Source organism: Neobacillus drentensis, assembly GCF_036962765.1.
Classification (GTDB): Bacteria; Bacillota; Bacilli; order Bacillales; family Cytobacillaceae; genus Neobacillus; species Neobacillus drentensis_C.
Window position 1 is genome coordinate 13,082 of the sequence record NZ_JBALOS010000035.1, and the last position, 23,712, is coordinate 36,793.

A 23,712-nucleotide genomic window follows, 5' to 3' on the forward strand; every position below is an offset into this window, starting at 1 on the left:
TTTTCATTATTAATTTAAAAAATTTTTCTACTTTATCCCTTTACAATCCTGAAGGTATGGTTGTAGAATAATCCCTATATTCAGTTAATTTTTGAAATTTCACTCAATTAGGTATATTCTATAAATAAAGTGATGACGAAGACGGCATTAAGAAATTGCTCCAGAGAACCGGTGGTTGCTGTGAACCGGTGCTATTTCTTAAGATGCCCAGCCCTTCTGAACTGGCAGCTGAAGGTATTAAGTAGGCGACGCCCGGTTGTTAACCGTTAAATTGTTGAGGCTGCTTTATACTGCAGCAAACGAGGGTGGCACCACGCGTTTATTCACGTCCCTCATAACAAGACAAATCTGTCTGTTATGAGGGGCGTTTTTTATTAGAAGGCTGTGTTAAAGGTCACTGTTGATTTTATAGCCAAGTTGATTGGAGCGAAAATCAACAACCAAGTTTAACAGAGCCTATTAGAAAATAAAGGAGGATTTCGAACATGTATAAAGTACTTGTAACAGATGGAATTAGCAATACGGGGTTGAAGAGCTTAATTGATAATCCAAATTTTACAGTAGACCGCCAGCCAACACTCCAGACGGAGGAGTTAAAGACCATCATTGGTGGATACGACGCCTTGATTGTCCGGAGCCAAACAAAAGTAAGTGAAGAACTGCTCAAATCAGCTGGCCGTCTCCGTGTGATTGCAAGAGCAGGGGTCGGTGTTGATAATATTGATGTGAATGCCGCAACGAGAAAAGGGATTATTGTCATCAATGCACCAGGCGCCAATACGATAGCAGCAACGGAACACACCTTGGCGATGATGCTATCCTTAGCGCGGAAGATCCCTCAAGCCCATCAAAAGACCGTTTCCGGAGAATGGGACCGTAACTCTTTTAAAGGGGTGGAATTATACAAAAAAACACTCGGCGTAATCGGCATGGGAAAAATCGGTACTGAGGTAGCGAAACGGGCAAAAAGCTTTGGGATGAACATTTTAGGGTTTGATCCATACCTGACCGAAGAACGAGCAAAAAAACTAGGCATGACAAAAGCAAGCCTCGATTTAATTGCTCAAGAATCAGATTTCATTACGATTCATACACCCCTTACGAATGACACAAGAGGACTGATTAATGATGAGTACTTACGAAAAACCAAAAAAGGGGTCCGGTTTGTCAATTGTGCACGCGGTGGCGTAATCGACGAAAAGGCATTAGTTAGAGCCATTCAGTCTGGCCATGTTGCAGGTGCAGCGCTAGATGTTTTTGAAAAGGAGCCTGTTGCAGACCCAGAATTATTACAGAATCCGAATATCATTGTTACACCACATCTTGGCGCTTCTACCGTAGAAGCACAGGAAAAGGTGGCTCAAGAGGTAAGCGCAGAGATTATTGAGATTTTCGAAACTCAGTCAATTCAAAACGCTGTTAATATGCCGCAAATGTCTGGGGAAACCCAAGCGAAACTGCAGCCATACCTGCTGCTTGGCGACCAAATGGGTCAGCTTGTGATTCAATTATTAAAAAAGCAGGCTCCTACAAAAATAGAAATCAATTATTATGGCGATTTAATCGATGAAGATACAGAATTGTTGACTCGTACCTTGTTAAAAGGTGCCCTCTCCTACCATTTAAGTGATTCGGTTAATTTAATTAATGCTCTTCATTTGTTGAAAGAGCAAGGAGTTTCTTATAATGTTGTTAAAAATGCGACCAATAAAGGTTTTGCTAATTATATGGAACTTAGTGTCTCCAATGAATCAGAAACAGCAAAAATCGGTGCCACGGTCTTAAACGGATATGGAGCGAGAATTCTCAAAATCAACCAATACCGAATTGACGTTAAACCAGAAAAGTTCTTATTATATATCAAGCATCGTGATGTTCCAGGAATGATCGGCAAGGTAGGTTCACTCCTAGGCGACCATCAGATCAATATTGGAACCATGCAGGTGGGCCGGACGGAAGTAGGCGGTGAGGCAATCATGGTATTAACCGTGGATAAAACAATAAATGCCGATGTCATTCAAGTCTTAAAATTAATTGATGGACTTGAGGAAGCCCAAGTACTGGAGTTATCAAATGTGGACTCATTTGAACCTGGGAGAATGGGATTAGAGAAGGTAGAAAGTATTTAATTAAGTAAAAAGGGATTGCGCTGAAGCAATCCCTTTTCTTTATTTTAGCCGTTCTTTTTTTACAGTAATCATGATTTTATTGAGTGTTCGGGTATTTAAAGCTTTCTTTCTTACCGTAATTCTCAAATTACTTGGAGCTCGGGCATTTAAAGCTTTCCTTTAAGATCCCTTTCAAATCGAGTACTGTATCAAGAATATAATCTGCTTCATGCTTTTCAAAGTCACTTCGAGCATCTTTTCCAGAGAGGCCGGTTAACACTGCAGCAAACTGACAGCCAAGCTTTCTCGCCGCTAACAAGTCTGCCAATGAGTCTCCCACGACTAAAACCGAATCCGCATTTTCAAGTGGTAATTTGGTGTTCAAACACTCTTGTACCGATGTCTCTTTCCCAAGAAGCCCCATGATATAGGTAAATGGATGCGGCTTCGATAGCGACATGCGTTCTGGAAGTGATTCTTCCGCTTTTAATACCTCATCAGCTGTTATGATCCGATTTTCAGCAAAATGCTTCAACCAATCTAAATGCTCAAAGGGCTGTATGGTTTCAAGCTCAGGTCTTCCTGTCCCTATTCCAATCATGAATCCTGATGCATTCAGGAATTGAAATAACTCTTCAATTTCCTGCCTTGGGGCTAATGTCGTTTCATTTGCTAGGAACCCTGTTTTACCGGTTTGCACCGATGGTCTTCCAGTTGAGGCAAAAACATTTTTATCTCCTACATACCATTCCTGGGAAACATGCTCACAAACCGACCACAGCTCTCCCTTGTTGAAAATAGAAGTTTCGATCCCAAGCTTTTCCTTAGCCAACACATTCAAATAATGAAACAACTCCTGCTTAGTTGCCTCTGAACGCGAAAACTCCTTCACAAACAAATCGAAATCAACCTCTACACGATTATTACTCAACACCTTGCCCATCTCGACTAAGGTATCACGATTGATTGGTGCCTGAAACCATCTATTGATATTCTCAAATTCGGTATCCTTGATTTGTGCGAGCAGGTGGATTAGCTGCTGGCTGAATGAAAGGTAGATCATGTCCCAGTTGGCATTGAGGCCGCGTGATTTCATAAACTTTAGAATACGATCTTTTTCAAATACCCGCACTCTTATTTCTTTGATTTCATTTTCATTATAGTTCGTTTTAAACTTCTCATGTGCAAGACCCAAGTACTTGCTGCTGATCAGCATTTCCCAAACAGTTAAGGCAGAAGCATCAAAGTAATGCTCCTCACTCAAAAGTACCCCATCTACGTCAAACAAAATTGTTTTAATCAACTTCCCCACCCTCATTTCCCTTTTGCTTTATTACGCTATCGTAACACAGTAGGTTGGAATAATTGAAGTAAATTATATATTAAAAAAAGATAATAACTTTATTAAACAAAAAGAACAAGGCATGTGTTTGGATTTACGACTACATGACTTGTTCCTTTTAGATTTATCCTTTTATAAGACTTTCTTCAAACGGCCAGGCTGGCAGCATTTTTCGGAGGGGTTTGTCTTCACGATAGCCGAGGGCATACTCCCCTTGCATGATTGTGTGGATTTCTCTTGTTCCTTCATAAATAACAGGCGCTTTCGCATTCCGTAAATAACGCTCCACAGGGAATTCATTTGAGAAGCCATAAGCCCCGTGAATTTGGACCGCATCGTTAGCTGCCTCAAAGGCAGCGTCACAGGAAATCCACTTTGCTAAGGATGTTTCCTGCGTGTTGCGTTTGCCGTTATTTTTTAACCAGCCAGCTTTAAAAACTAGCAATCGCGAAATCTCAAGGTTTGCAGACATTTTCGCAATCATTTGCTGGACCAGCTGATGTTTGCCGATTTCTTTGCCAAAGGTTTTTCGCTCTTCACAATATTTGACGCTTGCTTCAAGTGACGCCATGATCGTGCCACACGCACCTGCAGCAACCGTAAACCGGCCATTATCAAGAGCGGACATCGCAATTTTAAATCCTTCTCCCTCATACCCCAGCAAATTCTCTACTGGAACCCTTACATGATCTAAGAATACTTCTCCTGTATTCCCTGCGCGGATTCCTAACTTTCCTTTTATCGCTTTTGAGGACACCCCCTCAAATGTTCGTTCGACAATAAAACACGAGATCCCATGGTGACCAGCTTTCGTGTCTGTTTTTGCAAAAATTAATAAGTGGTCAGCCACATCACATAGGGAGATCCACGTTTTTGATCCATTTAAAATATAGAAATCTCCATCCTTGACAGCTGTCGTTTCCATGGCTGCCACATCGGAGCCAGCATTCGGTTCTGTTAGTCCAAAGGCACCAATTTTTTTACCGGCTGCCTGCGGAACGAGGTATTTTTGTTTCTGCTCCTCTGTCCCCCATTGCAATAAGGTCATACTGTTTAAACCAGTATGTACTGATACCGCGGTTCGGAAGGCTGTGTCACCACGTTCTAACTCCTCACAAACAATCGCCAGTGTATTATAGTCCATGCCAACTCCACCGTATTCCTCAGGAATACAAACACCCATCAGCTGTAAATCTGCTAATCGTGTTAAGATGTTTGTTTCAAAATGACCCTTTTCATCCCACTCCTTGATATAGGGCATGATTTCACGATCCACAAAGGCTCGAACCACCTTTCTTACGCTTTTTTGCTCTTCAGATAGAGAAAAATTCATTTTTAGTTCCTCCTTAGATAATATGATCTTGTTTCATTTGTACGATTTCATGCTTGGAATAGCCCAGTTTCATTAGGACTTCCTCGGTATGCTCACTATACAATGGCGGATGTGTATCGATTTTTACTGGCGTTATTGAAAATTTTAACGGTGAGCCGACAAGCATTAAGTTCGAAACAGTTGGATGCTCTACCTTCACAACCATTTCCCTTGCGATCGCTTGTTCAGAATCCAAAGCCTCCTTCACATTGTTAATCGGGCCATTTGGAATCCCAGCTTCATCAAGTAACTCTTTCCACTCGGCCCTTGATTTCGTTCTTATTTTGGCTGAGATGATTTTTTCCAGGTCCTCCTTTTTTTGTAGCCGCCCTGAATTTTTTTTATATTGGTTGATTAATAGGGCTTCATCTTCAAGAAGGGTTGCTAGTTTACGATATTGTCGGTCATTTCCTACTGCAATGATAAAATCACCATCATTCGCTGCAAATACTTGATATGGAACAATATTCGGGTGCGCATTACCGAGTCGCTCAGGAACCATTCCAGAGCATAAATAATTACTAGCAACATTCACTAGGGCAGCTAGCTGGGAGTCAAATAATGAGATATCTATTTCCTGTCCTTCGCCTCTCCTACTTCGGTGCTGTATTGCGCCTAAAATACCGATGCAAGTAAATAAACCAGTGAGTACATCCGCTATGGCAACTCCGACTTTCGCAGGCTGTCCATCCCTTTCACCCGTAATGCTCATCAAACCTGACATGGCTTGAATAATATAGTCATAACCCGGAAGATGGGAATAAGGGCCAGTAGCGCCAAAACCACTAATTGAAGCTAATATAATTCCTTCATTAACCTTCTTCATTTCCTCATATCCAAACCCCAATCTCTCGAGCGTTCCTGGCTTAAAATTTTGAACTACTACATCAGCATCGCTAACGAGCTTTTTTAAGATTTCAAGGCCTTGTGGTGTTTTCAAGTTTAAAGTGATTCCCTGTTTGTTTCGATTTGCACAAAGATAGTAGGCACTCTCTCCTTCTACAAAGGGCGGTCCCCAGCCTCGTGTTTCATCCCCTACATCAACACTTTCAATTTTAATTACTTCTGCCCCCATATCGCCTAAGATCATCGTGCAATAAGGACCCGCTAGCACACGCGACAAATCTACAATTTTTAATTGATGGAGCGGCCCCGCCATTTGTCTGGCTCCTTTCTTTCAAATTAGTAAATTAATAGTTTGATTCTATTTAAAAACTATTAATCCTCCATAAAAAGGAAATAAATCTACAATTACATTCTTGAGTCCAAAGAAAAAGCCAGCACAAACAATCAAAAATCAGACATGCTTTGATTGTGTCACTGGCTTTTAGTCGTGGTTTTCTGGAAGAAAAAAGGCTGCTATAAATCCAGACCTATCGATATATATTTTACTTCTAAAAACTCTTCGATCCCGTAGTGTCCACCTTCACGGCCAAGGCCGCTCTCCTTAAAGCCCCCGAATGGAGCTTGAACGACTGAAGGCAGGGCATCATTCAGGCCGATGATACCGTACTCCAGCTGTTCCGTGATTCTAAAGGAACGGCTTAAATTTTCTGTATATACATAGGCAGCTAATCCGTAACAGGAATTGTTTGCCCGTTCAATAACTTCTTCTTCCGTTTTAAAGGTGGAAATCGGAGCGAGTGGACCAAAGATTTCATCCTTCATACATTCCATCTCATCGTTAATATTGGTCAAAATCGTTGGGGCATAGAAATAGCCATCTTCTCCAGCAGGCTTTGACCCGCTATAAGTGACTTTCCCACCTTTCTCAACTGCATCCTTAACCAGCTCTGCTACTTTTTTATATGCTGCTTGATCAATTAATGGGCCAATATCCGTTCCCTCTTCAAGTCCGTTACCGACTTTAAGCTTTTCTAATTCTGCTTGAAAAAGCTTAATAAATTCATCTGCAATACCTTCTTGTACATAAACACGATTAGTGCAAATACAGGTTTGACCAGCATTACGAAATTTTGATTGAACAAGTCCTTCAGCAGCTTTTGCTAAATTTGCATCCTCCATAACAATAAATGGAGCATTCCCGCCAAGTTCGAGTGATACCTTTTTGACCGTTTCCGCTGCACCACGCATCAACGTTTTTCCCACCTCTGTTGACCCTGTAAAGGTAATCTTTGTCACCCGTGGGTCCTTCAGCCATACTTCACCTATTTCTGATGACCTTCCAGTAATCACGTTCAATACACCTGCAGGAATGCCTGCTTCATTCGCAAGCTCAGCCATTTTTAATGCAGTAAGCGGTGTTTGGTTAGCTGGTTTTACTACGGCTGTACAGCCCGCTGCTAGTGCTGGTGCTACTTTCCTCGTAATCATTGCTGCCGGGAAATTCCACGGTGTAATCGCTGCGATCACACCGACTGGTTCTTTTCTAACTAGTATTCTTTTATTTGGATGTGTTGCAGGTATGGTTTCACCGTACACCCGTTTCCCCTCTTCTGCGTACCAAGAGATAAAACCATTTGCATACTGAACCTCTCCAAGCGCTTCTTTTAGTGGCTTGCCTTGCTCAATTGTCATAATCCGAGCAATTTCATGCTTGTTTTCTTCTATTAAATTGAACCATTTCATCAAAAGCTGTGAACGCTCTTCCGCTGTTTTCTTCGACCAGATTTTGAAGGCTTTATGGGCAGCATCCACTGCCTGTTTTGCTTCATAAGCTCCACCTGTTGGTACAGCACCAATCACTTCTTTTGTGGCTGGATTAATAATGTCAGTTAAAATCTCATAATCATTGCCAATCCATTCCCCATTAAGATACATAGGATAAATTTGATAATTTTGCTTTACAATATCCATTTTTATTCTCCTCCAACAGATAAGGCAGGATCATTTTTATATACTGCTTCGATTGCTTCTTCAAGAATTTGTAAGCCTTCTTCCAATTGATCATCTGTGATGGTAATTGGCATGAGAAGGCGGATCACATTGCTATAAATTCCTGCACTAAGTAACATCAGGCCACGTTCACCAGCAGCTTTCACAATTTTTCCAGTCGCTTCTTTATCCGGAGTTTTGGATTGTCTGTCCTTGACCATTTCCATCGCACACATCGCACCTAGACCGCGGACATCACCAATCGCCTCGAAACGCTCTGCAAAAAGGTGCATCTTTTCAAGCACGCGGTCGCCTATTTTTCTTGCCCGGTCATTAAGTTGTTCACTTTCAATAATGTCCAATACCGTCAGCGCTGTCCGGCATCCGAGCGGGCTTCCAGCATAGGTTCCTCCGATTTCGCCAACCTCAGCAGTATTCATAATTTCCGCCCGACCAATCACGCCGCTGATAGGAACGCCAGCCCCCATTGATTTCGATATCGTTATTAAATCAGGAATAACTCCAAAATGATCAATCGCAAAGTAATTACCAGTCCGCGCGAACCCGGTTTGGATTTCATCGGCAATAAACAAGATGCCATACTGTGTGCAAATTTCCCTGACCCGTTTAACAAAGGCGGTGTCAGGCAGGATAAACCCGCCTTCTCCTTGAACAGGTTCCATTACGACAGCAGCAATTGTTTCAGGTGCAACTTCTGCCAGTAAAAATTGTTCAAATTGCTCGATAATCATGGCGCTATATTGCTGCTCATCCATTCCTTCTGGGCGGTGGTACACATAGGGATATGGTGCCTTGTACACCTCTGGAGCGAATGGTCCAAAGCCAAACTTATACGGCTTTACTTTACTTGTCATGGTCATTGTCATTAACGTCCGGCCATGGAACCCCCTTGTAAACGAAACAATTCCTTGGCGCTTTGTATACTTCCTGGCAATTTTTACGGCGTTCTCTACAGCTTCCGCGCCACTATTAAAAAAAGCGGCCTGCTTCTCAAAATCACCCGGGGCAAGCTGGCAAAGCCGCTCGGCTAAAGCTATATACGATTCATACATCATCACATTAAAGCCTGTGTGGATAAATTGACTCGCTTGTTCCTGAAGCGCCCTAACCACTCTAGGATGGGAATGGCCAACGTTTATCGTTCCAATAGCACCAGCAAAATCGATATAACAATTACCGTCTACATCTTCTACCAGGGCTCCTTGTGCTTTTTTAACAAAGGAATGGCAGTTATTACTGATTCCTTTTGGGACAAATTTATTTCTTCGCTCCAATATTTCCTTTGATTTCGGCCCAGGTATCTCTGTTTGGAGCTTGACAAATTTCTTTTCCACTTTCGTGCTCCCCCTTTAATAAAAATCGTTAGTCATTTATTTGTTCGAGTACTTCTTTGAATGTAGCGACCACTTTTTTGACCTCATCATAACTAATTGTTAGAGCTGGCTCGATGCGAATCGTTTTCGAATTAATTAATGTCCCTGCAACAAGGACCCCTCTATCAAACATTCCTTTCGAGACTTCGTAGCCAATTTCATCTTGATAAAATTCAATGCCAATCATTAACCCTTGACCACGAATCTCTTGAACTTTATCTTCATGACCTTTTGCAGCGTTTTTCAGTTCTTCAAGGAAATAAGCACCGACTTCCGCTGCTCTTTCTGGTAACTTTTCTTCAATTAAAACCCCAATGGTCGCAATTGCTGCCGCACATGCTAATGGGTTCCCACCGAAGGTTGTTGTATGCATAAACGGATTATCAAACCAACTCTTGAAGACATTTTCAGTAGCAACAACAGCACCAGCTGGCATTACACCGCCGCCAAATGCTTTTGCCAAACAGATAATATCAGGTACAACCTCATACAATTCCGCCGCAAACATTTTTCCTGTCCGGCCCATTCCCGTTTGCACTTCGTCAAAAATAAGCAAGGATCCGTATTGATCACAAAGTTCTCGGACTTGTTTTAAATAATTTTCCGGCGGAAGGATGATTCCCCCTTCGCCCTGAATTGGTTCTAAAATAACGGCTGCCACATCTTCTCCAACGGAAGCGCAGACCTCAAAGGTTTTTCTCATCATATCAATATCGCCAAAAGGCACATGACGGAAGCCAGGTATTAACGGTAAGAATGGTTTACGGAACATTCCTTTCGCTGTACCTGACAGTGAGCCTAGACTTTTCCCGTGGAATGCACGAGTTGTCGAGATAAACGTTGACCGCTCACTGTACATTTTTGCAAGCTTTAATGCCGCTTCAACACTTTCTGTCCCGCTGTTTGTAAAAAAGGCATACTTTAAATCGCCTGGAGTGATATCAGCTAGGATTTTTGCTAACATCGCTCGAAGTGGATCCAGCAAATCCTGACTATGAAGCGCCTGACGTTTTAACTGATCAGTTACCGCCTTCACAACTTTTGGATTACGATGACCGACGTTATAAATGCCGAAGCCGCCTAGACAATCGATATATTCTTTGCCATTGACATCCTTAAAACATGAACCATTATCCGACCATTCAACAGCGGCAAATTGACCATCCTTTGTTACGGTTTTACGATAAGCTAGAAAGCCCGGGTTTACGTGCTCGCGGAAGCCGTCTACGGTTTCTTTGGTAATCCAGGCAGCTTCCTCTTCATTAATTTCCTCTTTTTCTATTAAGCTTAAAACCCTATTAATATATTCACTTACATTTTGATTTTGCTTACTTTTTAATTCTTGTGTTAAATCGATACTCATAATTTATATTCCTCCTAGTAGTGAGTTATTTAGAAAACCAGCCAATCGGTTCCACTTGTAAATTGATATTAATCTGTTTAATTTCCTGAAATTCTTCGAGTCCAAACGTTCCAAGGCTGCGGCCAATCCCACTTTGCTTATATCCGCCCCATGGTGCTTCGTTATAAGTAGGATGATAGGAGTTCACCCAAGTAATTCCAGCGCGCAGCTTTTTAATAACCCGTAAACCCTTTGCACCATTATTGGTAAATACACCTCCGGCTAACCCATAAACCGTACCATTCGCAAGTTTAATAGCTTCGGCTTCATCCTTAAACTTTTGAATCACTACAACAGGACCGAAGATTTCCTCTTGGACAATTCTCATCTCTTGGTTCACATCAACAAACACAGTTGGTTCAACAAAATAGCCTTTTTCCAAGCCGTTCCTAACAATCCGATTTCCACCGCAGGCAACTGTCGCACCTTCCTGCTTGCCTATTTCTATATAAGAAAGAACTTTTTCTAAGTGCTCCTGACTGACAAGCGGACCCATCTCTGTTTCAGGGTCATCACCAGGTCCTACTTGAATTTGCTTGGCCCGTTCAACAAAACGATGCACGAATTTATCATAAATGCTTTCCTCGACAAGAATTCTTGAACCCGCTGAACATACCTGACCGGAACCAGCATAGATGCCAAATAGGGCATAATCGACTGCTGTTTCAAAATCAGCATCTTCAAATATGATATTCGGCGATTTGCCGCCTAACTCTAAAGATACCTTTTTCATCGTGTCAGCTGCTGTTTTCATAATATGCTTACCCGTTTTCGTTCCGCCGGTAAACGAAATCATATCGACCTCAGGATGGGAAGCGATTTCATTTCCAACAACCACTCCAGCACCCAATACCATATTAGCCACCCCTTTTGGCAAATCTACCTCTTCAAAAATTTCAAATAGCTTTTTCGGGGTAACTGGTGTCACTTCGGACGGTTTAAAGACAATGGTATTCCCAGCGGCTAAGGCAGGGGCAATCTTCCAAACACTCATTAACAGCGGATAATTCCACGGGACAATCAACCCGCAAACTCCCACCGGTTCACGGACAACCATGGCTTGCATTGGATCGGCGACATGATAGGTCTGTCCATCAGGCTTTGTAATCAGGCCTGCATAATAACGGAAACAGGCAGCCGCATCCCCGACATCAAAGCCCGCTTCCCTTAATGGTTTCCCATTATCCATTGTTTCTAGCTGGGTTAATTCAGAGGCATATTCATCAATTTTGTCAGCAATTTTTAATAAATAGGAGGCTCGTTCCTGAGCAGAAATCCCGGACCAAACACCTTCTTCGAAAGCTCTCCGTGCTGCAAAAATTGCCGTACGGACATCAGCGGTCGTTCCTTCTGGGGCATATGAAATAACCTCACCATTTGCAGGATTAATTACTGGGCGTGTTTCTTGATTTTCGGCATCCTTCCACTCACCGTCAATAAACATCTTAAGATTTACGACTCGGTTTTTTACTTCGGCCATTTTTAATTCCTCCTTTATTCACCCTCACTAACTAATATTGCAAGAACCGTGCCAAAGAATAAAACCTACCCTAATAGTTATCTTTCTAACTATTCTTATCAAGACTATTCAAATTTGCATAACCCTATGATTTTCTGCATAGATAAAAAAGCTGCTTCAGATCTATAAGATCTAAAACAGCTTTTCATTAAAAGGTAGATAAGTTGTCCATTTTAATATTTTTCTCGGTTACTATTTTTTGATACTTTCTGCTAACGGATGATTGGCTGATACCTAATGCTTTGGCTGCTTTTGTGGTGGTTTTGTATTGGTTCATCGCCATAACGATCAACTGTTCCTCCACATGATCTATGGCTTCCTGTAAGGGAATGACCCTCGATATAACGGGCTTCATCTTTTTATGTTCATAGCCTAACGATAAAAATTGGCTGACGAACTCGGCCTCAATTGCAGGATGATCGGCAGTGACAACTAATCTTTCCACAATGTTTTGCAGTTCTCTAACGTTACCCGGCCATGGATAAAACTCAAGTACATTAATAGCATCAGGTGTAAGATGATAATTCCGCTCGTATTTCTCATTTAATTGCTGCAAGAAATGAAAGGCGAGCAGCGAAATGTCTTCTGTCCGTTCCCTTAATGGCGGAATGTGGATTGGAATGACATTTAAACGATAGAATAAATCTTCTCGGAATGTCCCTTCCTCCACCATTTTTTCCAATTTTTTATTCGTAGCCGCAATAATCTGCACATTCACCTTAATTGGAGTGGTACTGCCAATCGGGATAACTTCCTGCTCCTGCAGAACTCGTAATAGTTTCACCTGCAAATGGATTGGCATTTCACCGATTTCGTCTAGAAACAAAATACCTCCATCTGCTTGTTTAAAGTAGCCTTCTTTTCCATTTTTATCTGCACCGGTAAAAGACCCTCTCGCATAACCAAATAGTTCACTTTCGAGTAAACTTTCCGGGATAGCCCCACAATTTAATTTAAGAAATGGTTTCGATGAGCGCCTCCCTAATTGGTGGATTGCTTGAGCAATTACTTCTTTTCCAACTCCAGACTCTCCGTAAAGAAGGACTGTCGAGGAAAAGTCAGCAATTTTCTTAGCCTGATTAATAACTTTCTCCATTTTCGGACTACAATATATGAGCTTTTTCAAAAAGCGATCCTTACTTTTAAAATCATCTAATTCCTTCTTATATTGTTCCGATATCTTTTTCATTTCCTGCAGTTCACTTTTAAGGCGTGTGGTTTCAGTAATATCGCGCGAAGCAACAATAATCCGGTCGAGTTCATTCTTTTCATTAAAGACCGGATTTCCGACGGCAAGAATTTTTCTTCCTGCTTTCGTTTCTTGGACAACTGAGACCTTCTTTCCTTTTTCTAAAACAAGTCTTGTGACCGAAGGTGTGAACAGCCCTTGGTCCTCAAGTTCGAGAATATTTTTTCCAATGAGTTCTTTTAAATCCACTTTCCAGAAATCACGAATAATGTTTTCACTGAATCTGATGAGTTCCCCTTTGTTGTTCACCACGAGAATTTCATCATATATGCTGGACAATATTGCATGTAGGTCCTTATTTAAGTCCTTAATATATTCAATTTCCATGGCCATTTCTTCGACCATAGGCAAATCCTGGGCAACAATGATGATGCCATCGACTTCATTCTCATAATTTAAAATGGGGCTATAATCGACGAGAATCCCGATCTCATTCTTGATTACTAGATGATTTAGAAGAGTCTTACCAGTTGCAAATACCTTATCAAGATGGGTACGACTAAAAATTTCTCCAGCAGGAAGATTCATAACTTTATCGGCTGTTGATCTAATCATTTTTAAACCGGCTTCATTATAATTAATAATACGTTTTTCTTTATCTAAAACAAAAATCCCCATTGGAATCGAGGTTAGGATCACCTTAAGTAAATCGACACTTTTATTTTCCTGTTTAAACAACTCGGCTAGAACGTCTTCTCTGCGAATATAGCCAGCAGGTTTATCATCCTCACCTCTAATAATAGCAAAGGGTTCACCAATAATTTGGAATAAAACAGGCAAGGAAATCTGTTCGCTAAGGTGACAGATACTGTCTAGCGACTTCGCATCTTCAAGCAGAGCCTCAATCGATGCAGTCTCTTTTTTTGGGTTATCGATCATTACATAGGCATATAGGTGATCTTGTCTTTTTAAAAATAAAAAGGGTTCTTTAAGGTTATATAAGGTTGATCGAAAAACTTCTTCACTTTCATCCACGTCTACTGAAATTATCGGTTTTACTTTTTCTATTGCAACGGAAAACATCGTTTACTTCCCCCTTAACACCTTATCTACCTTATACTATCACTTTATTAGAAATATTTTAATTTAATTATGGCACAAAAAAAGAAGATGTGTGCCCCATCTTCTTTTCTCTAGGATTTAATCGCTGCCGGTAACAAATAAATCTTCCTTTATATAGGCGAGAACCATCCCGGGAATAACATAATCCCCTTCCTGAACTTCTAGCGATTCGACTTCGCCACTCAAACTAGTCTGAACCGTTTCGACCTTGCCTGATTGTGATTTAATCATAAATAAAGTTTCCCACTCATAAATTCTTGACTCACTCTTAATTGAAATCCTTTCCACTTTCCCATAACACGGGCTAAGAACTACACCATAGTACATGTACATCACCCTTCTTTTACGTTTAATACTGCTCCTGAAAAGGCCGTCTTTGTAATACTGAACTAAAGAATTCTTGAAAATCCGGAATATCCTCTGCTTCGATCCCCAGTTTTTCTGCCCAATGATGGTCTAAATTGGTATCTTCTTGACAAAGTAAGACCATTTTCCCAGACTGAATCGAAGTGACCATCGCTTTTCCAAAAAACTGCTTTGAATAACCAATTGTCAAATCATAGCGATGGTTATTTGAAATTAAACAAAAGTAATGTAAAAGCTGCTGTTCTTTTTGTTCAGATAATATATCTAGTGTCATACCACACATCCTCCTCTTTTTTCGATGAATTTTTTTAATATTTCAACCATCCTCTAAGCCTTGAGGCCTCTGCTAGCTTTTGGATTCCTTCAATATAAGCAGCAATTTTCATGTTTACACCATACCTTTTGGAGGTCTGATAAACCTTTAAAAAGCTGGCAGTTATTTTTTCCTTGAGCCGCTCATCTACTGTTTCCTCGGTCCAATAATAGCCTTGGTTGTTTTGACACCATTCAAAATAAGAGACAATAACGCCGCCGGAATTGGCAAGAATATCAGGGACAACAAGGATCTCCCGTTCATCAAGTATGTTTAGCGCCTCTTTTGTGGTAGGTCCATTGGCAGCTTCAATGATAATATTGCAGTTAACTTTACTTGCATTATATTTATTAATAACCCCGGAGATTGCTGCTGGAATGAGGATATCACATTCTTTTTCTAATAATTCTTGGTTCGATATCGAGCTTTTAAAGCGATTAGAAACAATGCCAAAGGAATCTCTATTTTCCAGGAGATAGGGTATATCCAGCCCATTTTCATCATATAAACCGCCAAGCATATCACCAATACCAATTACTTTAGCGCCAATCTCATATAAATACTGGGCAAGGTAACTGCCGACATTTCCAAACCCTTGGATGATGACACGGGTATCTTTTAAATGCATTTCCCTCAATTCACATACCATTTGCAGTGTATATAGAACTCCTTTTGATGTAGCTGTTTCCCTGCCCTTCGATCCACCAAGTGCAATGGGCTTACCTGTGATAAAACCCGGGGAGTCAAATTCACGGATATGGTCATATTCATCGAGCATCCACGCCATAATTTGCGAGTTCGTATACATATCAGGCGCTGGAATATCTTTTGTTGGTCCAACAAGCTGACTAACTGCTCTTACGTAACCCCGGCTCAATCTCTCCAATTCATCTAAACTCATTTTACGAGGATCACAGATAATCCCGCCTTTTGCACCACCATAGGGAAGGTCAGTAATACCGCATTTCAAGCTCATCCAGCCTGCCAACGCCTTAACCTCATCAGGAGTGACGTCTGGATGAAATCGAATTCCACCTTTCGTCGGACCAGAGGCATCATTATGCTGAGCCCTGTAACCCTGGAATATTTCTGTTTGCCCGTTGTCCAGTCGCACAGGGATACTCACTTCTAAAAATCTCATTGGCTTCTTTAGAAATTCGAATACTTGGGGTGGGTAGTTCAGGATGTTAACAGCTTCCTTTAACGTTTCTTGAAACTCAAGAAGGGAATTATCCTGTTCTCTTTCTTTCGTATTCTTCATGTCTAGAGATTCGACTGCCATTCTAACACCTCATTTTTTTTTGTTACTATGAATAAAGCAAGTTTCGTGCCAATTATTAAGTAGCGGTTTTGTATGGTGATTTAGTAAAAATGAGGTAAGCGCTATGAAGAAATGATTGAATTATTCAATTCTGCATACATTTAAATTCTCAATATAATACAAAATGTAATACACACCCAGCCTTTCATATAACCCTCTTAAAAAATCAAAAAGCCAGGCTATTAGCCTGGCTCAAGTAACTTTTCTTTGTGTATTTTCCGCCTTAAAGGGAAGAGGTCCTTTCCGCGTCATCAATATTTAAGTCAGCAATTTTGATTTTAAAGAATCTTGTTTGGAATAGCATATAGACTACACCAATTACAATCCAAACGATCCCGCCAATAAGCGCATCAAATTGTAAGTTGGCCCACAAAATTCCCGTTAATCCAGCCCCAATGATCGGCATAATTACATAAGAAAAAATATCCTTAGCCGTTTTATATCTCTTTTGACGGAAGACGAAATGAGCAATGACCGATAAGTTGACGAACGTAAACGCAACTAATGCCCCAAAATTAATAAAGGAAGAAATTAGCTCTAAACTTGGAGCAATCGCAAGTAAGGATACCACACCAACCAAGATGACATTAAAAACCGGTGTCCGGAATTTGGGATGGACATAACCAAACGCCTTTTTAGGCAGGGCTCCATTTCGTCCCATAACGTACAAAAGCCTTGATACACTTGCATGTGAGGCGAGTCCAGAAGCTACGGTTGCAGCAAAAGCACCAGATAGGAAAATCAATTTAAAAAGTGTGCCACCCACAAACAAGCCGATTTCAGGTAATGTATCATCGGTTACCTTGAAACCTGAAATATCTGGAAATAAGGCTTGGGCAAAATAACTACAAAGGAAAAAGATGGCACCGCCAATAAAGACAGTCAACATAATCGCTCTCGGCATCGTTTTTTGGTCAATGGCTTCCTCTGCATACATGGTTACTGCATCAAACCCAATGAAGGAGAAACAAACTACGGTTGCCCCCGTCAAAACTGCACCTAGTTGGATATTGGAATGGAAGAGCGGTTCCGTTGTGAAAATCGTCCCTTGCCCCATTCCTTTTGAAAGCTGGACAATAGCAAGGACAATAAATGCGGCAATTAAGACCACTTCAAAAATAACGAGGAATGCATTTAAATTGGATGTTTTCCCCATGCTCCAAGCATTAATGGCAGTGACGATCGTAACATACGCGACAACCCAAATCCAGGCTGGCACTTCCGGAAATACAGATACCATGTAGATACGAATAATCAATGCATTTACCATAGGAAGCAATATATAATCAAGCAACGCTGCCCAGCCGACTATGAATCCGAGATGCGGGCTCATGGTCTCCCGGGTATACGTATAGGCCGAACCAGCACTCGGAAATACCTTTACCATTTTTCCATAACTAATAGCGGTAAATAACATAACAACTAATGCTGCAAGGTATGCAAGTGGGACAACACCATTTGTTTCTTCAGAGACAATTCCAAATGTATCAAACACTATGGTTGGTGTCATATAACCCAATCCGAGCATAACAATCGCCCATAGTCCAAGTGAGCGCTTAAGAGTAGAATTCTCCAATTCAACCATCTCTCCTTTTATATCCGGATATTCGTTTATTAACAAGCAATTGTAAGCATTTACATTTTGTTCGAGCATTGATGGAGTACTAATTTTTAAAAATTAACCAGTAGAGCGCCTCCTTCCATTTTACTTAAAAATCTTACTATTTTAAATAATTGCAATTTTCGTGCCAGTTTTATTTATAGAATTTAGGTGCTTTTCTATTACTTTTTTAGCTTTTTTCAACCTTTAAACTTTGATTTTTATGTAATTTTGCATAACCTACTCTTTTTTGCATAACAAAAAAGCAGTGAATCCATTTATAGGAATTCACTGCTTCTATGTTTATTTTTTTAGGTTCTTGAAATACTATCATTACACGAGACGTTTACTTCGCGAAACGGTGGTTACCAATCGTTACCGTTACTTCGCGTGAAAAGATCCACTTACTTACAGCTGTTTTTGGGTTATAGAAGAATAACGATCCTTTGCCTTGCCCTCTAAAGGCAAGCGCTTCATTTACAGCTCTTTTTGAAGCAGCATCAGCAGGTTGGTTAATCGTACCATTTTTTACAGGCGTGAATGCAAAATAGCCATTAGACTTTTGATAGACAACACCATTAACAGTATTCGGGAAATCAGGGCTTGCTACGCGGTTCAGAATTACTGTCGCAACAGCTACTTTCCCTGCATACGGCTCACCCACTGCCTCAGCACGAACAAGACGGGCCATTAAGTCTTTTTCTGCTGCTGTAATCGTAGAATTTGGAATAACTAGATTTGTTCCCGCATAAAGGAGATTACTAGTTTTGTTGTTTGCTTTTAATAAACTATTAACAGTAACACCGTACTTTGCAGCAATTTTCCAATAGGTTTCACCTGATTGTACTTTATGTGTTGTTGTTGCTGCTTCAGTTGTTCCATTTAACGTAAAAGCTGACATCGATAAGATAAGTCCGGTAGCAATTAGTAGTTTTTTAAATTTATTCATTATTTATTACCTCCAATTTTTGTTCCTCGCTTGTCTATACTCTTAAGGCTATCAGTTGTAACATTCTAATTCATTAGCCAAAAAGTGGTAACAGCAAATAGGCTGAGATGGCGCCCACTATGAAGGGATTTATCTATTAAATGGAATTATCTTCTATTTGATAGTAATTTCCACTAAATGGTTGGTATGGGTAGGATAGGACAAATTATTACATATTGTTTCATGCATGTAACATCCTAATTGAGCTTCACTCTTTAAATCCACGATTTTTCACTAAATTGACAACAAATTCCTTAAAATCATACAGGATTTCAAGTCAAACTTTGGTAATAATATAAGTGAAGTGAAAAAGGAGGCTATATTATTATGGAAAATCAGTTAGTGAGTGTACTTAACAAACAAATTGCAAACTGGTCTGTCTTGTATACGAAGTTACATAACTATCATTGGTATGTGAAAGGTGAGCAATTCTTTACCCTACATGTCAAATTTGAAGAGTTTTATAATGAGGCTGGTCTTCATGTCGATGAATTAGCAGAACGGTTGCTAGCAATAGGAGGAAAACCGGCGGCGACAATGAAAGAGTATCTTGAAATATCTTCTATTAAGGAAGCATCAGGTAATGAATCCACGGAGGAAATGGTGGAATCAGTGATCAACGACTTCTCTATAATCATTGGCGAACTTAAAGAGGGTATGAGCTATGCGGAAGAAAAAAATGATGAAACGACTGGAGACATGCTGCTCGCCATTCACTCTGAACTTGAGAAGCATGTATGGATGCTAACGGCATTCTTAGGCAGATCTGTTTAAATTCTGCAGCTGACGGGGCAATTGCAGCTCTTAGTGCCGAACAGTATGTCAATAAACGTGCTAAACTTCGTCCCCAATACTCATAGGAAAAGACGGCAGCTGCCGTCTTTTTTCAGTTCTTATACGATTTAGACGAGAATGGTTTCTTTCTTAACCCCATTAATCACATATGAAGGTGCCTCGCCTTTTAATATCTTAACAATGTTCCCTGCCGCCATAATCGCCATGGCATCACGTGCTTCATAAGTAGCATTACCGATATGTGGAGTCAATACAACGCTTTTCAATTTTTTCAAACCGTCACTAATTTCCGGTTCGAATTCAAATACGTCAATGCCGGCTCCCTCAATCTGATTCCCTTCCAATGCCGCTATCAATGCAGCTTCATCCACAATTGGCCCTCGAGCACAGTTAATCAAATAGGCTGTAGGTTTCATCATTTCAAATTGCTTCGTGCTGAACATGTGTTTCATCGTTGGATTGTACGCACAATTAATGGTAATAAAATCGGATTCAGCAACTAATTCATCAAAAGATACGTATGTCGCGTTAAGTGACTGTTCAACTTGAGGACTTTTTCGGTTTGGACCCGTATATAAAACCTTCATGTCAAAGGCTGCCGCTCGTTTCGCAACAGCTTGTCCAATTTGACCAAATCCAACGACCCCGATCGTTTTTCCTGTAACTTCACGTCCTCGAAAATAAAGGGGAGCCCACCCATTAAAACCAACCGTACGACAGACTTCATCCCCTTCGGCTACTCTTCTAGCTGCAGCTAATAAAAGTGCAATCGTAAGGTCAGCCGTAGCCGCAGTTGATGCGATTGGTGTATTGGTGGTTGGAATTCCTTTAGATGCTGCATGTTCAAAATCAATATTATTAAAACCGGCTCCATAATTTGCAATGATTTTTAAATGAGGGGCCTGGTCAATTACTTCTTTTGATACTGGGGTAGATAATAAGCTTAGAAGAGCATCCTTATCTTGGATTCGCTCTTTTAATTCAGTTTCAGTAATCAATTTCTCTCCTGTAAATACTTCCACCTCGTGATCTTCTAATAACATCTCTAATCCCTTTTCCGGGATCTCACCTGCTACTAAAATTTTTGCCATTTCCTAACACCTCTTCAAGTAAAATGACTGTCTTTTCCATTAATCCAAATAACTGTATTTTATTATACTATAATAATATGTTCTATAAAATTATTTATTTATTAAAATTCTTCAAACCGTCTTTCCAATAATAATTTGACCTACATTTTTTCTATTAGCCAACGTTTGTCCATTTCATCTCAACCCCTTCAAGCATATATTGTAATAATTCAGAAGAGGAGGTGATAGGTTTATGTCTGATCATCACCATCGCAATAACAGCTCCGCGTTAATTGTTGTGTTGTTTATTTTATTGATCATTGTTGGAGCATCCTTTATGTTCTAATTGGTAATCTACTAACTTTACTCATAATTAACAAGGGAAATTTACCTAAGGATTTCAACAGAAAAAAGCGGCAAACCCATTGGTTTGGCCGCTCTTTTTTATTGATCATTTCTTTACTTTTTGTCACGAGAGATCATCATTAAGCAGACAGTAATAATCGTAAATGCAATCAAAGCTAATGACGGAATGGTAACAAAACCGAGCCAGTTAATGTAATCCTTCGAGCATGGCACTCCCGTTGTACACATTTCAAATTGCTGTAAATACGGAATTTTTTGTAATAACGTATGGTATCCAGCAATTAAGAGACCAATGATGGATAAAGGTAGCGCATATTTATAGATGCCTTTATCATTCCGGTAAACCGCCACTCCCAGGATAATTGCAAGTGGGTACATGAATATTCTTTGGTACCAACATAGTGTACAAGGAATGTAGTGCATAACTTCACTAAAATATAGACTACCTAGTGTGGCAATGATGGCAGCAATCCAGGCGAGAAGTAAGGATTTATTCATACTTATTCACCCTTTGCGGCTTTTTCTACCATGCCTTTTAAGTCATCAATGGTTTGTCCATCAAACTTTTCCCCATTAACAAAGATGGTTGGGGTTCCAGTAACACCTAGTTTTTCAGCATAATCCATATCTTTGTTCCAAGCATTATCAGACTTCTTTGCTTGGAAGTTTTTCACAACTTTATCGACGTCACTACCGCTAGCAACTTCCTTCAATGTATCAACGAGGATGTCTTCAGTAAACAAATCGATTTTTTCATACTTGGTGTCTGCAGGCTGCTTTTCATATAAAAGTTCATGGAATTTCCAAAACGTTTCATTGCCAAGCTCTTGGAATACTGATTCTGCAAATTTAGCAGATCGTGTAGAGTCCACGTTAATAAACGAATCATTCATAAAGTAAAATTTTGCCTTCCCAGTATCAACTAGTTCTTTCTCGATAATTGGTACTACATCATTAGCAAAGTTTTTGCAATTTGGGCATTTATAATCACCGAATTCAATGATCGAAACAGGAGATGATTCCTTACCTTTGTATGGCTGATTGCTATAATCAATTTTTGTCGCTGTAGTTTTATCCTCTTGTTTGGAGTGATTGCCTAAAAAAATGAATCCTAAAATAAAAACTGCAACCAATCCAATCATCCAAAAAGTAAAGGCAGATGATGATTTTGCTTCTTTTTTCCTATTGTTATTATTTTTTGCCATGATAGTCTCCTTTTTATAGATGCGCGTTTTCGTAGATAGTATAAATATCACTTATCCGCCTGAATAAAGCAAATAAAAGAACCTCCATTATATAAGAAAAATGCCATTTCTAAAATGGCATTTTTCAACTTTATCTACACTAGCTATTAAGAATATCCTCAATCCTTGCTAATTCTTGATCAGAAAAATCAAGGTTATTCACTGCAGCAACATTTTCCTCAATTTGACTCACTCTGCTTGCACCAATAAGGACAGAAGTAACCATTCCTTTGCGTAAAACCCAGGCAAGAGCCATTTGAGAGAGACTTTGTCCGCGCTCAACTGCTATTTCATTTAACTTTTGAACACGCTCCACAACCTCAGATGTTACATGATCCTTACTTAAGAACCCAGTTGGTTTTGCAGCACGAGAATCTGCTGGGATCCCTGTTAGGTATTTATTGGTTAATAAACCTTGTGCTAATGGACTAAAGGCAATCGAACCTACACCGTTTTCCTGCAGAACGTCCTGCAAGCCGTCTTCAATCCAGCGGTTAAACATAGAGTATTTTGGCTGATGGATCAATAATGGTGTACCTAGCTCATTTAAGATTTTAATTGCTTCAGCTGTTTGCTCAGCACTGTAATTGGAGATCCCAACATACAACGCTTTACCTTGACGAACAATTGAATCTAATGCTCCCATTGTTTCCTCAAGTGGTGTATTTGGATCTGGACGGTGAGAATAGAAAATATCGACATAATCAAGTCCCAATCGTTTTAGACTCTGATCTAGACTTGAAATCAAGTATTTTCTTGAACCCCAATCTCCATACGGCCCTGGCCACATGTAGTAGCCAGCTTTGGTAGAAATAATCATTTCATCTCGGTAGGGAGCAAAGTCTGTCTTTAAGATTCTACCGAACATTTCTTCAGCAGACCCCGCTGGCGGGCCATAATTGTTGGCCAAATCAAAATGAGTAATTCCTAAATCAAACGCCCTTCTCAGCATTGTCCGGCCATTTTCATAGGTGTCGACTCCGCCAAAGTTATGCCATAGTCCAAGTGAAACGGCTGGTAGTATTAACCCTGAACGTCCACTACGATTATATTTCATTGATTCATAACGATTTTCTGCTGCTTCATAAACCATGTATTCTTCTCCCCTTTTCATAAATTTATAATAGATTGAGTTCCAATTATAAGACTTGCTTTTTTTTCATTTCTTCCTTCAATCCCATCATAGTTTTAACCACGTTGAGTTACAACTTTTTTATACTATCATTTCATCAATTGTCTAGACATTTATTTAAAAACAATAAACATTTTCATTACTTTATTTTTTTGCTTCTTTCTTAGCAGAAGTCGTTATAATAAATAATCTTCCCATCTTTTGTTAAAATAGAAAGGAACTAATTTTGAATAC

Annotated in this window: 20 protein-coding genes and 1 other annotated feature; of the genes, 3 read left to right on the plus strand and 17 right to left on the minus strand. The window is 40.1% G+C overall.

All coding sequences use genetic code 11. The features are described 5' to 3' along the window. Nucleotides 1–123 precede the first annotated feature (123 nt). Nucleotides 124–336, plus strand: a binding site (T-box leader). 149 nt (nucleotides 337–485) lie between these two features. Further along, complete coding sequence (gene serA / locus V7137_RS05945) at nucleotides 486–2,129, plus strand: phosphoglycerate dehydrogenase (RefSeq protein ID WP_335697212.1); 1,644 nt, start codon at nucleotides 486–488, stop codon at nucleotides 2,127–2,129. Between the two features lie 127 nt (nucleotides 2,130–2,256). Here serA and V7137_RS05950 read toward each other — a convergent pair whose 3' ends face one another. The 13 genes from V7137_RS05950 to V7137_RS06010 all read right to left on the minus strand — a co-directional run bounded on the left by V7137_RS05950 (nucleotide 2,257) and on the right by V7137_RS06010 (nucleotide 18,832). Further along, nucleotides 2,257–3,411 carry an HAD family hydrolase gene (locus V7137_RS05950; RefSeq protein ID WP_335697213.1) on the minus strand — a complete coding sequence of 385 codons (1,155 nt, stop codon included), beginning with the start codon at nucleotides 3,409–3,411 and terminating at the stop codon, nucleotides 2,257–2,259. 163 nt (nucleotides 3,412–3,574) lie between these two features. Continuing rightward, nucleotides 3,575–4,783: an acyl-CoA dehydrogenase family protein gene (locus V7137_RS05955; protein ID WP_335697214.1), complete on the minus strand. Its 1,209-nt coding sequence runs from the start codon at nucleotides 4,781–4,783 to the stop codon at nucleotides 3,575–3,577. 13 nt (nucleotides 4,784–4,796) lie between these two features. Next, complete coding sequence (locus V7137_RS05960; protein WP_335697215.1) at nucleotides 4,797–5,981, minus strand: CaiB/BaiF CoA transferase family protein; 1,185 nt, start codon at nucleotides 5,979–5,981, stop codon at nucleotides 4,797–4,799. 200 nt (nucleotides 5,982–6,181) lie between these two features. After that, nucleotides 6,182–7,603 carry an NAD-dependent succinate-semialdehyde dehydrogenase gene (locus tag V7137_RS05965; protein WP_335697243.1) on the minus strand — a complete coding sequence of 474 codons (1,422 nt, stop codon included), beginning with the start codon at nucleotides 7,601–7,603 and terminating at the stop codon, nucleotides 6,182–6,184. Between the two features lie 38 nt (nucleotides 7,604–7,641). Then, nucleotides 7,642–9,012, minus strand: a complete 1,371-nt coding sequence (gene gabT / locus V7137_RS05970) for a 4-aminobutyrate--2-oxoglutarate transaminase (RefSeq protein ID WP_335697216.1) — start codon at nucleotides 9,010–9,012, stop codon at nucleotides 7,642–7,644. A gap of 28 nt (nucleotides 9,013–9,040) precedes the next feature. After that, complete coding sequence (locus V7137_RS05975; protein ID WP_335697217.1) at nucleotides 9,041–10,414, minus strand: putrescine aminotransferase; 1,374 nt, start codon at nucleotides 10,412–10,414, stop codon at nucleotides 9,041–9,043. Nucleotides 10,415–10,439: 25 nt separating this feature from the next. Next, complete coding sequence (locus tag V7137_RS05980) at nucleotides 10,440–11,933, minus strand: aldehyde dehydrogenase family protein (protein WP_335697218.1); 1,494 nt, start codon at nucleotides 11,931–11,933, stop codon at nucleotides 10,440–10,442. Between the two features lie 187 nt (nucleotides 11,934–12,120). Further along, the gene (locus tag V7137_RS05985; protein ID WP_335697219.1) at nucleotides 12,121–14,244 is read right to left on the minus strand and encodes a sigma 54-interacting transcriptional regulator; all 2,124 of its coding nucleotides are present in this window, start codon (nucleotides 14,242–14,244) and stop codon (nucleotides 12,121–12,123) included. Nucleotides 14,245–14,361: 117 nt separating this feature from the next. Beyond that, entirely contained in the window at nucleotides 14,362–14,610 is a 249-nt protein-coding gene (locus V7137_RS05990; protein WP_335697220.1) for a biotin/lipoyl-binding protein, read from the minus strand. Between the two features lie 22 nt (nucleotides 14,611–14,632). Then, nucleotides 14,633–14,923 (minus strand): SAV0927 family protein, encoded by a 291-nt coding sequence (locus V7137_RS05995; RefSeq protein WP_335697221.1) that lies wholly within the window; start codon nucleotides 14,921–14,923, stop codon nucleotides 14,633–14,635. Nucleotides 14,924–14,957: 34 nt separating this feature from the next. Beyond that, the gene (locus V7137_RS06000; RefSeq protein WP_335697222.1) at nucleotides 14,958–16,244 is read right to left on the minus strand and encodes a Glu/Leu/Phe/Val family dehydrogenase; all 1,287 of its coding nucleotides are present in this window, start codon (nucleotides 16,242–16,244) and stop codon (nucleotides 14,958–14,960) included. A gap of 262 nt (nucleotides 16,245–16,506) precedes the next feature. After that, entirely contained in the window at nucleotides 16,507–17,868 is a 1,362-nt protein-coding gene (locus tag V7137_RS06005; protein WP_335697223.1) for an APC family permease, read from the minus strand. A gap of 361 nt (nucleotides 17,869–18,229) precedes the next feature. Continuing rightward, complete coding sequence (locus V7137_RS06010) at nucleotides 18,230–18,832, minus strand: cell wall hydrolase (protein ID WP_335697224.1); 603 nt, start codon at nucleotides 18,830–18,832, stop codon at nucleotides 18,230–18,232. A 366-nt stretch (nucleotides 18,833–19,198) separates the two neighbouring features. Between V7137_RS06010 and V7137_RS06015 the strand changes: the two genes are divergently transcribed. After that, on the plus strand, nucleotides 19,199–19,645 hold the full coding sequence (locus V7137_RS06015; RefSeq protein ID WP_335697225.1) for a Dps family protein: 447 nt from the start codon (nucleotides 19,199–19,201) through the stop codon (nucleotides 19,643–19,645). Between the two features lie 128 nt (nucleotides 19,646–19,773). Here V7137_RS06015 and V7137_RS06020 read toward each other — a convergent pair whose 3' ends face one another. Further along, on the minus strand, nucleotides 19,774–20,757 hold the full coding sequence (locus V7137_RS06020) for a 2-hydroxyacid dehydrogenase family protein (protein WP_335697227.1): 984 nt from the start codon (nucleotides 20,755–20,757) through the stop codon (nucleotides 19,774–19,776). A gap of 232 nt (nucleotides 20,758–20,989) precedes the next feature. On the opposite strand from V7137_RS06020, the gene V7137_RS06025 reads away from it, so the two are divergent. Next, a complete protein-coding gene (locus tag V7137_RS06025) occupies nucleotides 20,990–21,082 on the plus strand; it encodes a YjcZ family sporulation protein (RefSeq protein WP_335697228.1) in 93 nt (30 codons plus the stop codon). A 113-nt stretch (nucleotides 21,083–21,195) separates the two neighbouring features. Here V7137_RS06025 and V7137_RS06030 read toward each other — a convergent pair whose 3' ends face one another. From V7137_RS06030 to mgrA, 3 genes are all read right to left on the minus strand, one after another. Beyond that, nucleotides 21,196–21,600: a disulfide oxidoreductase gene (locus V7137_RS06030; protein ID WP_335697229.1), complete on the minus strand. Its 405-nt coding sequence runs from the start codon at nucleotides 21,598–21,600 to the stop codon at nucleotides 21,196–21,198. 2 nt (nucleotides 21,601–21,602) lie between these two features. Then, on the minus strand, nucleotides 21,603–22,307 hold the full coding sequence (locus V7137_RS06035) for a DsbA family protein (RefSeq protein ID WP_335697230.1): 705 nt from the start codon (nucleotides 22,305–22,307) through the stop codon (nucleotides 21,603–21,605). 139 nt (nucleotides 22,308–22,446) lie between these two features. After that, the gene (gene mgrA, locus V7137_RS06040) at nucleotides 22,447–23,439 is read right to left on the minus strand and encodes an L-glyceraldehyde 3-phosphate reductase (RefSeq protein ID WP_335697231.1); all 993 of its coding nucleotides are present in this window, start codon (nucleotides 23,437–23,439) and stop codon (nucleotides 22,447–22,449) included. Between the last annotated feature and the right edge of the window lie 273 nt (nucleotides 23,440–23,712).

Bases quoted from the DNA above. Each gene is read 5' to 3' on its own strand.
- serA (WP_335697212.1), top strand. From the start codon at position 486: ATGTATAAAGTACTTGTAACAGATGGAATTAGCAATACGGGGTTGAAG.
- V7137_RS05955 (WP_335697214.1), bottom strand. From the start codon at position 4,783: ATGAATTTTTCTCTATCTGAAGAGCAAAAAAGCGTAAGAAAGGTGGTT.
- V7137_RS05960 (WP_335697215.1), bottom strand. From the start codon at position 5,981: ATGGCGGGGCCGCTCCATCAATTAAAAATTGTAGATTTGTCGCGTGTG.
- V7137_RS05965 (WP_335697243.1), bottom strand. From the start codon at position 7,603: ATGTATCTTAATGGGGAATGGATTGGCAATGATTATGAGATTTTAACT.
- V7137_RS05975 (WP_335697217.1), bottom strand. From the start codon at position 10,414: ATGAGTATCGATTTAACACAAGAATTAAAAAGTAAGCAAAATCAAAAT.
- V7137_RS05980 (WP_335697218.1), bottom strand. From the start codon at position 11,933: ATGGCCGAAGTAAAAAACCGAGTCGTAAATCTTAAGATGTTTATTGAC.
- V7137_RS05985 (WP_335697219.1), bottom strand. From the start codon at position 14,244: ATGTTTTCCGTTGCAATAGAAAAAGTAAAACCGATAATTTCAGTAGAC.
- V7137_RS05990 (WP_335697220.1), bottom strand. From the start codon at position 14,610: ATGTACTATGGTGTAGTTCTTAGCCCGTGTTATGGGAAAGTGGAAAGG.
- V7137_RS05995 (WP_335697221.1), bottom strand. From the start codon at position 14,923: ATGACACTAGATATATTATCTGAACAAAAAGAACAGCAGCTTTTACAT.
- V7137_RS06000 (WP_335697222.1), bottom strand. From the start codon at position 16,244: ATGGCAGTCGAATCTCTAGACATGAAGAATACGAAAGAAAGAGAACAG.
- V7137_RS06005 (WP_335697223.1), bottom strand. From the start codon at position 17,868: ATGGTTGAATTGGAGAATTCTACTCTTAAGCGCTCACTTGGACTATGG.
- V7137_RS06010 (WP_335697224.1), bottom strand. From the start codon at position 18,832: ATGAATAAATTTAAAAAACTACTAATTGCTACCGGACTTATCTTATCG.
- V7137_RS06015 (WP_335697225.1), top strand. From the start codon at position 19,199: ATGGAAAATCAGTTAGTGAGTGTACTTAACAAACAAATTGCAAACTGG.
- V7137_RS06020 (WP_335697227.1), bottom strand. From the start codon at position 20,757: ATGGCAAAAATTTTAGTAGCAGGTGAGATCCCGGAAAAGGGATTAGAG.
- V7137_RS06025 (WP_335697228.1), top strand. From the start codon at position 20,990: ATGTCTGATCATCACCATCGCAATAACAGCTCCGCGTTAATTGTTGTG.
- V7137_RS06030 (WP_335697229.1), bottom strand. From the start codon at position 21,600: ATGAATAAATCCTTACTTCTCGCCTGGATTGCTGCCATCATTGCCACA.
- V7137_RS06035 (WP_335697230.1), bottom strand. From the start codon at position 22,307: ATGGCAAAAAATAATAACAATAGGAAAAAAGAAGCAAAATCATCATCT.
- mgrA (WP_335697231.1), bottom strand. From the start codon at position 23,439: ATGGTTTATGAAGCAGCAGAAAATCGTTATGAATCAATGAAATATAAT.